The sequence below is a fragment of the Croceibacterium xixiisoli genome (assembly GCF_009827305.1).
Lineage (GTDB): Bacteria > Pseudomonadota > Alphaproteobacteria > Sphingomonadales > Sphingomonadaceae > Croceibacterium_C > Croceibacterium_C xixiisoli.
Genome location: NZ_WTYJ01000003.1, coordinates 186,811 through 199,570, shown reverse-complemented (window position 1 = coordinate 199,570; position 12,760 = coordinate 186,811). Strand labels below are relative to the sequence as shown.

Here is a 12,760-nt window from a genome sequence, read left to right as displayed (position 1 = left end):
GAATGTCACGCCCCCACGCACTGGTATGACGATGGGTGTCTGGCGAAGGCAGGCCGCCCACCCCATCTGTAGGCAAGCACACGCTGATAGCGTGACAGATTGACTCAGGGCCTGCGCGTATTACCGCGCGGGCTGACACTTTCGGACGGAATTGCAGAATGACCACCCACAAGACCAGAATGCTCATCATCGGATCGGGCCCCGCCGGGCTTTCCGCCGCCATCTATGGCGCGCGTGCCGGGATGGAACCGATCGTGGTGCAGGGGCTGCAGCCGGGTGGCCAGCTGACCATCACCACCGATGTCGAAAACTATCCCGGTTTCCGCGATGTGATCCAGGGCCCGTGGCTGATGCAGGAAATGCAGGCGCAGGCCGAACATGTCGGCACGCGGATGCTGTGGGATACGATCACCGATATCGATATCGCCGGGGGCAGCCCGTTCCGCGCGGTGGGGGACAGTGGCGATGAATATATCGGCGATGTGCTGGTGATCGCCACCGGGGCCCAGGCCAAATGGCTGGGTGTGCCGGGCGAACAGGAACTGGGCGGCAAGGGTGTTTCTGCCTGCGCCACCTGCGACGGGTTCTTCTATCGCGGGAAGCGCGTGGCCGTGATCGGCGGCGGCAACACCGCCGTGGAAGAGGCGCTGTATCTGACCAATCATGCCACCGAAGTGGTGCTGGTCCATCGCCGTGAAGAACTGCGTTCGGAAAAGATCCTGCAGGACCGGCTGTTCGCGCATGAGAAGATCAGCCCGCTGTGGAACAAGCAGGTCCGCCGCTTCATCGGCGATCCCATGGTCGGCGGGCTGACCGCGCTGGAACTGGAAGACACGGTCACCGGCGAGATATCGCAGCTGGAAGTCGATGGCGCCTTTGTCGCGATCGGCCATGCGCCGGCGACCGAGCTGTTTCAGGGCAAGCTGGAGCTGGATGACAGCGGCTATATCGTGGTCGAGCCCGGCACGCCGAAGACCGCCGTCCCCGGCGTGTTCGCCTGCGGGGACGTGATGGACCACACTTACCGCCAGGCTGTTACCGCCGCTGGCACCGGCTGCATGGCAGCCCTGGATGCCGAACGCTTCATCGCGGCGCGCGATTATGTGAAGCAGGTCGAAGCCGCCGAATAAGGCGATGCTGGGGCGGCGGGCTTGTACCGCCCCCCCAGTTGCGATGTTTGAAAACCAGTTTTATTCTCGCCAATAGGCGCTTCAAGATCGCCTGCTATGCATCACTTCCACCGGCAGAACGGGTGAATTCGGCAGGATGCAATGACAACGGCAAACACCTGCTCACCGGCGGCATAGACGATCAGTTCACCCCTCTCTGCGGGGAAAACGACATCCACCCGTTCCCAACCTGCAGGCATGCCGCTGGCCAATTGCGAACGAAAACCGGCGATATCCCCTGCTGGCAAGATGTAGCTTCTGCGGGAAAGATTATCCCAGCGGGGCGCCAGAGCATCCAGTGCGGCCATGGTGCTGCGATTGAACAGGCGCATGTTGGCGCTGCCCAATGGCAATTCGTCTGGCGACTGAAGAACCGCAGGCAGATTCACATCCTGGGCCAAGATCTCCCGCTGTCGATCACATCCAGCAGTGATCATTCCTGCCAGACAGAACGCCAAAGCGGCCGCTCCTGTTCGCCAGCGCATGCGTATGCTCCTGTGTTGTCGGATCCTGAGAATAAAGCGGCTTTGCGTGAATGCTGCACCTTGGCCTCATAGGTTACGGCGACCCGCCCCAATCCCCCGATCAGCCGATGTTGCAGTCCCCGCCCATTTGCCGGAGATTGCCTGGCAGCGGAGGTGGGCGATGGGTGCGATCAGAAGCTTGAGCATCGGCGCGGGCCTGGCCCTGTCTGCCTTGTTTTCGACCATCATTGGATTTGCGGCACCCGCTGCCGCTCAGGCCCAAGCCGGTTCCAGGCCGAGCTTTTCCTGCTCCGGCAGCTTGAGCCCGACGGAACAGGCGATCTGTGCCGATCCGGCGCTGTCGGCGGCAGACCGGGAGATGGCCGCGCTCTATGCATTGTCGCGCCAGAGCGCGTTCGGCCGTGGTCCGTCCAACCAGCTGGCCGCGCAACGCGCCGCGCTGAAATCCATGCGTGAATGCGGCGATGGTGCCTCTGCCACGCTCAATACAGAACAATGCCTCGCCCGGCTGTACCGCGAACGCAACGCGCAGCTGGCGCTGGCCAGCGTGATGCAGGCGCCCGACGCCGCCCTGCCCGCGCTCCAGCGCGCGGATCCGGAATTCGCGCCGATGGTAGAGGCGATTGCGCTATGGGCGGCTGAGCCCGTCGATGCCGACTGGAACGCCCCTGCCCGCGCAGCCAGCCGGGCGCGCATTACCTCGCTGCTGGCGCCCTATCTGTCCGATCTGCAGACCAATCCGGACCGGTCATTCGGCTGGTCAATCCTGTCGGGCGACCGCGTGGACAAGGCCACAGTGTCCAGCACCGACGATCTTTTCCGGTCGGAACGGCACTTCAAGGCCTTCCTCAATGTCATGGGCCCCTATGTGACGCGCGATGATCAGGCCGATCTGATGCAACGCAATCTCCCCTGCGCGGCAATCCTGCGCCACCCCACCCTGCTGGATGCGACGGATGCGCAGTTCGGATCCTCGCTCGACATGTTCGTTTTCGGCAGTGATTGCGCCGATACGTTGCCGCCCACGCCCCGGCTGAATGCGCTCAGTGATGCGATATTGGACAGCTGGCCCGGCTGCGACGGATCGATCCGCTTTGCCGCCTCCACTCATTACCGCTTCCTGCTCGACGCCGCGCGGCTGGGCCTGAACCCGGACGCCGCCGGGGGCGAACCGACGGTGCCTGAGGGGGTTTCGCCCGATGCTATCCGGGCGGCGCGGGAGGAGATGGCGCAGTATTACGCCAGCTATCTGGACAAGCCGCAAGCCGATGCGGGGAGGCTGGCGCGCGATACGATTGCCGCGCTGACAGCGGGGGCGCATCGCTGCGAGTAAGGGGAATGACCGTTCAGCACTGATGCTCTAATCCATGCTGTCTGTGAGTATGAACGCTGGAGTTTGCGGTGGCTGATCTAGACGCACTTGAACGCTTGAACCGTCTTCGGGAAAGTGGTGGCCTGACGCAGGAAGAATTCGAGCAGGAGAAGGCCAGGCTGCTAGCCGCGCAAGCAGTTGAACCGGCTGCACCACCGAACAAGACCAGATTGTGGATGTTGGGTATCGGCGCGGCAGTCATCGCGCTGGCATCGATCGGCTATGTGCTGACCAGGCAGGACAGCGCAGATGGCGGCGCCGACGAAGCGACGGTTGCCGACAAGGCGGCGCTAGACTCACCTGCCCTGGCATCTGCTGCACCCACGCCAACCCCTTCCTCGCCAGAGGAGCTGTATGCTTGGGCAACGGATGTGGCACGGTTGGGCAGCAAGCCCGCCATTTTTGAGGAGCAACTGGGGAAAGCCGACGAAAAACAAAGCAATTTCATGGCCTTTCAAGTGGGCGCTTGCGATGTCGAATATCAGCTTTCCAACGGTGTCGTTGAATCCATCGGGCTGCAGATTTCTCCCCGCTGCAAGCCAGTGGTCGATGACATGGTTATCGGCCCCGACACCACCTTTGCTTCGGTGAAGGAAGGCTATCCGGTTGCCGATTGCATTGGCGGGGTCTGCGGCAACGCGGCCGATCCGACCATCGATCTGTTTTACACCGCATCCCGCGCGCCCAATTCCGTCGGCTATTATTTCGTCGGGGATTATGATGACGCGACGAGCAGGGCGATGGACCTGTGGGTGACAGCCATTGCTGAAACCAATGGCGCGCCCACGCCAGGGGATCTGGATCCATCCCTGCTGACCTGCCTCAAGGATGCACCCCCAGAGGTCAGCCAAGTGCTGGCATCAAAGCGGGTATCGAAGGTCTATTTCGGTTTCAATCTGCGCAAGCATTGCCCGCGATAACCGGCCGGCAGAGCTGGTCCGATCGGGGGATCGAAACGGCCAGGGCCTGACGCTCTGGCCGTTTTGGCGATTATCCGCGCGGGAAAGTGGTTTCCTTTTCCGTGATGAATTCCACCAGCGCCGGCTGGCCCGCTTCGATCGCGGCCAGCGCGCGCTTCAGGGCCGGCACGATTTCGCTGGCCTGGGTGACGCGTTCGCCGTGGCAGCCGAGCGAGCGGGCGAAGGCGGCGTAATCGCCGGAGATATCGGTGGCGCGGAACTTGTCCGTAGCGACGGGCATGATCGGCAGCTCGATCGCCATCGCTTCATTGTTGAGCAGGATCGAAAGGATCGGGATATTGTCGCGCGCGGCGGTTTCCAGATCGGTGCCGGTGAAACCGATCGCCGCATCGCCCCAGACATTGATGCACAGCTTTTCCGGATGGACGAGCTTGGCACCCATCACCAGTCCCAGCCCGTAACCCAGCTGCGTGCTCTTGCCCCAGCCGATGTAGCTGTGCGGGGCGATAGATTTCCAGAAGGGGACCAGCTGATCGCGTGGGCTGCCGGCATCATGGGTGATGATGGTGTTGGCCACATCCACCGTCTGCTGCAGATCCCACAACACGCGATAGGGGGACAGAGGGCTGGTTTCCTGCGTGCATTTGGCTTCCCAGCGGGCGAACCATTCCTGTTCCGTCTGCTTGATCTGCGCAGCGATGGCCGTGCTGTCACGCGGTTGCGGTTCGATGGCCTTCACTGCATCCAGCAGCGCGGCCAGCACCAGCTTGGCATCACCGATCAGCCCCACTTCGCAGGGGACCGATTTGTCCAGATCGGTCGGGTCGAGCGTGGCGTGGATCACCCGCTTGCCGTCCGGAATTTTCAGCCCAAAGCTGGTGGCGGTGAAGCTGCAGCCGATGCCGAACAGCAGATCGCTTTCGGCCAGCCAGCGCGCCACGCAGCCATTGTGGCCATTACCACCCGATCCCAGCGCCAGCGGATGGGTTTCATCAAAGCTGCTTTTGCCCGGCAGGCTGGTCATCACCGGAATGGCCAGATGTTCGGCCAATGCGCGCAATTCCTCATAGGCTTCGGCCCAGTGCACGCCCTGCCCGGCATAGATCGCCGGGTTTTTCGCGCCCACCAGCGCCTGCGCGGCAGCGGCGACATCCTTGGGATCGGGCGCGCCGACCACCACCTTGCCCGGGCGATAGTCGAAATCACCCTGATAGGGCTGATCCAGCACGTCGAACGGCAGTTCGATCACCACGGGTTGCGGCCGGCCATTGCGCAGCAGGCTGAAAGCACGGCGCAGCACCGGCACGACCTGATCGCCGCTGGTCAGCGGTTCGGCATGCTTGGCCACGCTCGCCATCGAGCGGGTGGAGTTGAAATTGTAGGGCACATAGGCCTGCGAAAGCTGGTAACCCTGCGGCATCACCAGCACCGGCACGCTGTCGGCAAAAGCCTGCGCCACCCCGCCAAAGGCATTTTCGGCGCCCGGCCCCTGTTGCATCACGAACACGCCCATCTGGCCGCCCTTGCTTATGCGGCTGACGGCATCGGCCATGTGCAGGCCGGTGCGTTCCTGCCGGACGATCACGGTGCGAATATCGATCCGCGCGGCGGCTTCGAGAATCTGGTTGCGGGGATAGCCAAAGACGATTTCCACCCCTTCGCGCTTCAGCACCGCGGCGATAGCATCGGCCACCGTGCCATTCGCGTGAACGGGGTAATTCGCATCGCCATTGCCTTGCCGCATCAGTCATTCTCCCAAATTTTGCTACCGGGCTAAGCCATAGTGCGCAGCAGTTCAACGGGATGACGCGCCTGATTTCGACGAACCCGCCCAGCCCCCTTCGCTCAGCGACAAGCGGTTACGCTGCCGCCCGGTTAGCATCGGCAGCGGGAAGGAATTGCGATGAAGCCGATCGAACTGGGGCGTATGCGCGTCCACAAGGTGCATGAGATGGAAAGCCCGGTGCCGCTGCTTAGCCAGCTGCCGGGCGTGACGCGGGATGATCTGGCGCGGGTGATGCGCTGGTACCAGGCGCCTGACGAGATCACCGGCGATCCCGAAACCAGCATGATGACCTATGCCGTGCACAGCTGGGTGATCGAGATCGGCGGCAAGCGTGTGCTGGTCGACAGCTGCGACGGCAATCACAAGAACCGGTCGATCGAGGCGGTGCATCAGCTGAACACCCCTTATCTCGACAATTTGCGCGCTGCCGGATTTGCGCCGGAGGATATCGATCTGGTGCTCTGCACCCATCTCCATTTCGATCATATCGGCTGGAACACACGGCTTGAGAACGGCCGCTGGGTGCCGACCTTCCCCCGCGCCCGCTATCTGTTCGGCAAGCGCGACTACGCCTATTTCCAGGCCAATCCCGCAGGCGAGGCGCTGCATTACGAAGCGTTCTGCGATTCCATCCTGCCGGTGATGGATGCCGGCCAGGGGGAACTGGTGGATGAAGACATGCAGGTGATGGCGGAAATCACCCATGGGCTGTGGCTGGAACCGGCATTTGGCCATTCGCCCGGCTGCTGCACCGTCAATGCGCAGGCCGGCGGCCCGCCGGCGATGTTCTGGGGCGATGTGATCCATCATCCGATCCAGCTGATCCGCCACGATCTGCCCTTTGCCTTCGATTCCGATCCGGCCCAGGCGAGCAAGGTCCGCCGCGCCACGCTGGACCGGGCCGCCGACAGCGATCTGATGTGTTTCCCGGCGCATTTTCGCGGCACAGCGGCCGGCCACGTGCTGCGCGATGGGGATGCGTTCAAATATCGCTGGATTGAAGCGTAGCGAGTGGAATTTGGCGTCTTTCCCGTCATGCCGGACTTGATCCGGCATCCATTTGTCGGCTCCGAACAGGGCTATAGGTTGGGTCACCGACGGCACGGCAAGGTGCGAGCCTAGCACCATTTTTCGAACGCATGCGGCGAAGGCCACATGGATGCCGGATCAAGTCCGGCATGACGAAGTAAGGGAGGTACCCGTCCCACTCCATCACAACACTTGATTGCAGGTGAAACCGGATGCATCACCCTGCGATGATCGACCGTTCCGCTCTGCGCGCCGCCTATCGTCAGGAAGAAGGCGCCTGCATCGCCCAGCGGCTGCGTGATGCGGCTGCTGCCTCTGCCGCCCATCCGCAGGCGGCACCGCTGGCGGCGCGGTTGATCGAGGGTGCGCGGGGGCATCGGGCGAGTGGTCTGGATGCGTTTCTGCAAAGCTATGGTTTGGGCACGGAGGAAGGCATTGCCCTGATGTGCCTGGCCGAGGCACTGCTGCGGGTGCCCGATGCCGATACGGCCGATGCGCTGATCCATGACAAGCTGGCCGGGATCGACTGGGGCGAGCATCTGGGCGAAAGCGGATCGACCTTCGTCAATGCCGCGACATTTTCGCTGATGCTGACCGGGCAGGTGCTGCGCGGTGGGCCGAATGCGGCGGGCCGGTCTGAAGAAGGATGGGCCGGCAGCCTGCGCCGCGCGGTCGGCCGGTTGGGCGAACCGGTGATCCGCCAGGCCACGCTGCAGGCCATGCGCATTCTGGGCGGGCAATTCGTGTTCGGTCGCACGATCGACGAAGCGCTGGAACGCGCAGGGCCGGAACAGAAAAAGGGCCTGACCTTCAGCTTCGACATGCTGGGTGAAGCGGCGATGAACTTCGCGGACGCCGAACGGTATCGCGCCAGCTATGCCGGGGCGATCGCCCGGCTGGCGCAGGAGGCGCGCGGGGGCGTGGCCGCCAGCCCGGGGATTTCGGTCAAGCTGTCCGCGCTCTATCCCCGCTATGATTTCCTGCATGCCGATGCGGCGAAGGCGGCGCTGCTGCCGATCCTGCGTGAACTGGCCGGCGCGGCGCGCGATGCCGATATTCATTTCACCATCGATGCGGAGGAAGCCGAACGGCTGGAGCTGTCGATGGATCTGATCGAGGCGCTGGCGGCGGATGACACGCTGTTTGCGGGCGGATGGTCCGGCTTCGGGCTGGCGCTGCAGGCCTATCAAAAGCGCGCGGTGCCGCTGGTGGACTGGGTGGTCAATCTGGCCCGGCGGCAAAACCGGCGGATGATGGTGCGGCTGGTCAAGGGCGCCTATTGGGACAGCGAAATCAAGCTGTCGCAGGTGGGCGGCTATCCCGATTATCCGGTGTTCACGCGCAAGAGCGCGACCGATGTCTCCTATCTCGCCTGCGCACAGAAACTGATTGCGGCGCAGGATGTGATCTACCCGGCCTTTGCCACGCACAATGCCTACACGATTGCGGCGATCAAGGCGCTGGCCCACAACCATGCCGGGCAGCGGGAATTCGAATTCCAGCGGCTGCATGGCATGGGCGAGGCCGTCTATGCCACGCTGGCGGAAGTGGAGGCCCATGCCGGCGAGCGACCAACACGGGTGCGCGTCTACGCCCCGGTCGGCGGGCACAAGGAACTGCTTGCCTATCTCGTCCGGCGCCTGCTGGAAAACGGCGCCAATTCGTCCTTCGTCAACCGCATGGCCGATGCCGAAGTGCCGGTGGAGGAACTGGTGGGCGATCCGGTGGCGGAACTGGCCGCCATCACGCCCAGGCGCAATCCGGCCATTCCGCTGCCGGCCGACATCTTCCCCGGGCGCCGCAACAGCGCCGGGGTGGATCTGGCCGACCCGCTGGTGCGCGAAGCCCTGCTGGCGGACCTCGCCGGAATGCGGGAACGGCAATGGGCGGCGGCGCCCACCGTGATTGCCGAAGGTGGCGAGCCCTGCCCCGTCACATCCCCGCAGGACCGATCCGACATTGTGGGCGATGTGATCGATGCCACACCCGCAGATTGCGCGCTGATGGTGGGGCGCGGGCGGGCGGCGCAGGCGGCGTGGGATCAGAGCGGGGGCGCAGCGCGTGCCCGATTGCTGGACCGGGCGGCCGATCTGTTCGAAGCGCATCGCAGCGAAATTCTGTCCCTCTGCCAGCGGGAGGCAGGCAAGACGCTGAGTGATGCCGTGCTCGAACTGCGCGAGGCGGTCGATTTCCTGCGCTATTACGCTGCTGAGGCACGCAGCCAGTTCGCTGCGCCCACACTGCTGCCCGGACCCACGGGGGAACAGAACTGGTTGCGGCTGCATGGGCGTGGGGTTTTCGTCACCATCTCGCCGTGGAATTTCCCGTTGGCGATCTTCATCGGCCCGGCCGCCGCCGCGCTGGCCGCCGGCAACAGCGTGATCGCCAAACCGGCGGAACAGACCCCGCTGATCGCCGCGCTGGCCGTGCGTTTGTGTCATGAGGCGGGCCTTCCCAACGATGTGCTGCAATTGGCCCCGGGCGATGGCCGCACCGGTGCCGCGCTGACATCGGATGCGCGCATCGCGGGGGTCGCCTTCACCGGATCGACCGAAACCGCGCTGGCGATCAACCGCAGTCTGGCCGCGCACAACGGCCCGATCGCGACGCTGATTGCCGAAACCGGCGGGCAGAATGCGCTGATCGTCGACAGTTCGGCGCTGCCCGAACAGGTCACCCGCGATGTCGTGGCCGGCGCATTCCAGAGCGCAGGCCAGCGCTGCAGCGCGCTGCGCGTGCTCTATCTGCAGGACGATGTGGCCGATGCCATGCTGGCAATGATCCGCGGCGCCTTCGATGCGCTGGTGATCGGCGATCCGGCAGAGCTGGCCAGCGATGTCGGCCCGGTGATCGATGCCGAGGCGCAAACCGCGCTGAACGATCATGTCGCGGCCATGCGTGCCGCCGGCCGCAGGGTTTGGCAGCGGGATCTGCCCGCATCGCTTGCGGCCGATGCCAGCTTCGTTGCGCCGGCGATCATCGAGATCCAATCCATCACCGACTTGGCGCAGGAGAATTTCGGCCCCGTGCTTCATGTCGCGCGCTTTCCGGCCGAGGGGCTGGCGCAGGTGATCGAGGACATCAACAGCGTAGGTTACGGGCTCACCCTGGGGCTGCACAGCCGCATCGATGCGCATCACCGGCTGGTCGAAGGCCGGGCGCGGGTCGGCAATCTCTATATCAACCGCAACCAGATCGGCGCGGTGGTGGGCAGCCAGCCGTTCGGCGGCGAAGGCCTGTCAGGCACAGGGCCCAAGGCCGGCGGCCCGCATTATGTCGCGCGCTTCGCGACAGAGCGGGTGACTTGCGTCGACACCACCGCTGCCGGGGGCAATGCCAGCCTGCTGGCGGGGGAGTGATGCATTAGAGCTTGTGTATCGCCATGGCATCGGCAAATCGCTGATGCCATGGCGATACTCAACGACAGATGGATTCGGGAAAAGGCTCTGGGTGAAGGGATGATCGAACCCTTCCACGACCGGCAACACCGCGACGGCTGCATTTCCTACGGGCTTTCTTCCTTCGGCTATGACGCGCGCGTGGCCGATGAATTCAAGATTTTCACCAATATCGACAATGCGATCGTCGATCCGAAGAACTTTTCCGCCACCAGCTTCGTCGATCGCAAGACCGACATCTGCGTCATCCCGCCCAATTCCTTTGCCCTCGCCCGTACGGTTGAATATTTCCGCGTGCCCAATGATGTGCTGGTGATCTGCCTGGGCAAGAGCACCTATGCCCGCTGCGGCATCATCGTGAATGTCACCCCGCTCGAACCCGGTTGGGAAGGGCATGTGACGCTGGAATTTTCCAACACCACCCCGCTGCCGGCGCGCATCTATGCCAATGAAGGCGCCTGCCAGTTCCTGTTCCTGCAGGGGAACGAGCCCTGCGAGGTCAGCTATGCCGACCGCGCCGGGAAATATATGGGCCAGCGCGGGGTCACGCTGCCCAAGCTGTAACCGGTTGAGTACCCGCCGGCAGCGCACAATTGCCATCCACCCCTTTGGGTGATTCAATCCGCTGCTGCGGCAACCAATCGCGCGCGCGCTTGAATCTCCCCGATCAACGGCAGCAGCGCATGCATGTCCGGCCCCGAGTCACGTCCGGTCAGCGCCTGACGCAGCGGCAGGAAAAGCGTCTTGCCCTTGCGCCCGGTTGCTTCCTTCAGCGCGCTGGTCAACCCGCCCCAGGGATCACTGCTCCAGTTCAGCAGACGGCCAGCTTCGGCGAAGAACTGGCGGGTTTCGTCATCGAAATCGGGGGTCGTGATCGGACCAGTCACCACTGACCACCAGTCTGCCGCATCATCGACGCGGTCGAGATTGGGGCAAATGGCATCCCAGGCTGCCGCGTCCATGCCGGCAGGCAGGCGCCCTGCAACATGGTCGAACGGCAATTGATGCACGATCGCGCTGTTGAGCCGCAGCAGTTCCGCGTCATCGAACTTGGCCGGGGCCCGGCCGAACGTGCCAAGGTCAAAACCGCTAACCAGCGCGGCGCGATCGGCAATGGGTTCGACTGGCTGCGAGGTGCCAAGCCGGGCCAGCAGCGCCACCAGCGCTTCGGGTTCGATGCCCTGTTCGCGGAAGGATTCCACCCCCAGCGAACCGAGCCGCTTTGACAGCTTGCCCTCGCGGCCGACCAGCAGCGCCTCATGCGCGAAACGCGGCGGCGTGGCGCCCAGTGCGGTAAACATCTGAAGCTGGGCGGCAGTGTTGGAGACGTGATCTTCCCCGCGCAGCACATCGGTGATGCCCATGTCGATATCGTCGATCACGCTGGGCAGCATATAGAGCCACGATCCGTCGGCGCGGCGTACCACGGGATCGGACAATTGCGCTGCATCAAAAAGCTGCGCGCCGCGCACGCTATCATCCCAGCGGATGGGTTCGGCATGATCGAGCTTGAAGCGCCAGTGCGGGGCAACGCCCGAGGCCCGCTGCGCGGCGTGATCGGCGTCGGTCAGTGCCAGAGCTGCACGGTCATAGATCGGTGGTAGCCCACGCCCCAGCGCGATCTTGCGCTTCAGATCAAGTTCCTGCGCGGTTTCGTAGGCTCGATAGACGCGCCCCGAAGCCTGAAGCCGTTCGAACGCCGCCTCATACAGGGCCAAGCGGGCGGACTGACGCTCTTCACCCATCGGCTCCAGCCCCAGCCAGGCGAGATCGGCGCGAATGCCATCGACGAAGCGCTCCTCACTCCGCGCTGCATCGGTATCGTCGATGCGCAGCAGGAATTGCCCGCCCGCTTGCTGCGCCAGCATCCAGTTATGCAGAGCCGTGCGGATATTGCCGACATGCAGCGTGCCGGTGGGCGAAGGGGCGAAACGTGTGATGATCGTCATGAGCTCGCGCTAGCCAAGAAAGCCCGTCGGCGAAAGCACGCGATGCTGGCGAGCGCGCACTACCCGCGCCACAGCCCAGCAAGCGATGCACCTATTGCGAGAACAACAGCACACTGCTCCCTTCGCCCGACAGCAGAATGCCGTTGGAAGGCGTCCGTTCGGCCCGGCTGACGGCATCGAGCGCACGGGCGAGTGCGGCCTGTTCGGGAGCGACGGCTATGGCGCATACGGGTGGCGGCATGCCATCGGGTCCTTGAGCGGCACGATGTCGTGACGTGCGGAGGCGATCACCGGTAAAACCGATGTTCCAGACGAAACCGGCACAGGTCGGCTCGAACGACAGCAGGGCGCCCTTGATCGACAGCGCAATGCCAATCTCTCCATCAAGCGGGAGGCCATTGATGCTCGCCACCCGATATTCGCCGATCAACCCGCCTTGCCCGGTGATGACAGAATGCCCCGGCAGGACCGCGTTGATCGCATTGCCCGCATTCGAACCGCCACTGTCGTCGCAAGCCGTTGCCAGGACGAGAAACGATAGCAGCGGAATGCAGGACATGCGCATAGAGAGCGAACGTCATATGCGCGCATGCGGTTCCGATCAGGCAGGCAGCTGAGGGTCGTGCTGAACAAAAAACCCCACCGGATCGCT

The 12,760-nt window shown here is 63.8% G+C and carries 10 protein-coding genes; 6 read left to right on the top strand and 4 right to left on the bottom strand.

Annotation, left to right across the window (positions count from 1 at the left end):
• Positions 1-158 precede the first annotated feature (158 nt).
• Positions 159-1,130: a thioredoxin-disulfide reductase gene (trxB, locus tag GRI97_RS14605; protein ID WP_161391948.1), complete on the top strand. Its 972-nt coding sequence runs from the start codon at positions 159-161 to the stop codon at positions 1,128-1,130.
• Positions 1,131-1,231: 101 nt separating this feature from the next.
• Here trxB and GRI97_RS14600 read toward each other — a convergent pair whose 3' ends face one another.
• Positions 1,232-1,654, bottom strand: coding sequence for a hypothetical protein (locus GRI97_RS14600; protein ID WP_161391947.1), 423 nt, complete (start codon positions 1,652-1,654; stop codon positions 1,232-1,234).
• 160 nt (positions 1,655-1,814) lie between these two features.
• On the opposite strand from GRI97_RS14600, the gene GRI97_RS14595 reads away from it, so the two are divergent.
• Together GRI97_RS14595 and GRI97_RS14590 are read left to right on the top strand one after the other, a co-directional pair.
• Entirely contained in the window at positions 1,815-2,987 is a 1,173-nt protein-coding gene (locus tag GRI97_RS14595; RefSeq protein WP_161391946.1) for a lysozyme inhibitor LprI family protein, read from the top strand.
• A 68-nt stretch (positions 2,988-3,055) separates the two neighbouring features.
• Positions 3,056-3,946 carry an SHOCT domain-containing protein gene (locus tag GRI97_RS14590; RefSeq protein WP_161391945.1) on the top strand — a complete coding sequence of 297 codons (891 nt, stop codon included), beginning with the start codon at positions 3,056-3,058 and terminating at the stop codon, positions 3,944-3,946.
• Positions 3,947-4,016: 70 nt separating this feature from the next.
• Here GRI97_RS14590 and GRI97_RS14585 read toward each other — a convergent pair whose 3' ends face one another.
• On the bottom strand, positions 4,017-5,690 hold the full coding sequence (locus GRI97_RS14585; protein ID WP_161391944.1) for a thiamine pyrophosphate-requiring protein: 1,674 nt from the start codon (positions 5,688-5,690) through the stop codon (positions 4,017-4,019).
• Between the two features lie 159 nt (positions 5,691-5,849).
• Here GRI97_RS14585 and GRI97_RS14580 point away from each other — a divergent pair, with 159 nt between their 5' ends.
• The 3 genes from GRI97_RS14580 (at position 5,850) to dcd (ending at position 10,723) form a co-directional block, all read left to right on the top strand.
• Complete coding sequence (locus GRI97_RS14580) at positions 5,850-6,740, top strand: MBL fold metallo-hydrolase (RefSeq protein ID WP_161391943.1); 891 nt, start codon at positions 5,850-5,852, stop codon at positions 6,738-6,740.
• A 248-nt stretch (positions 6,741-6,988) separates the two neighbouring features.
• Complete coding sequence (gene putA / locus GRI97_RS14575) at positions 6,989-10,120, top strand: bifunctional proline dehydrogenase/L-glutamate gamma-semialdehyde dehydrogenase PutA (protein ID WP_235917858.1); 3,132 nt, start codon at positions 6,989-6,991, stop codon at positions 10,118-10,120.
• Between the two features lie 48 nt (positions 10,121-10,168).
• Positions 10,169-10,723, top strand: coding sequence for a dCTP deaminase (gene dcd / locus GRI97_RS14570; protein ID WP_161391941.1), 555 nt, complete (start codon positions 10,169-10,171; stop codon positions 10,721-10,723).
• A gap of 53 nt (positions 10,724-10,776) precedes the next feature.
• On the opposite strand, the gene gltX is transcribed toward dcd, so the two are convergent.
• Both gltX and GRI97_RS14560 read right to left on the bottom strand, forming a co-directional pair.
• Positions 10,777-12,108: a glutamate--tRNA ligase gene (gene gltX, locus GRI97_RS14565; protein ID WP_161391940.1), complete on the bottom strand. Its 1,332-nt coding sequence runs from the start codon at positions 12,106-12,108 to the stop codon at positions 10,777-10,779.
• Between the two features lie 91 nt (positions 12,109-12,199).
• The gene (locus GRI97_RS14560) at positions 12,200-12,673 is read right to left on the bottom strand and encodes a hypothetical protein (RefSeq protein ID WP_161391939.1); all 474 of its coding nucleotides are present in this window, start codon (positions 12,671-12,673) and stop codon (positions 12,200-12,202) included.
• Positions 12,674-12,760 lie beyond the last annotated feature (87 nt).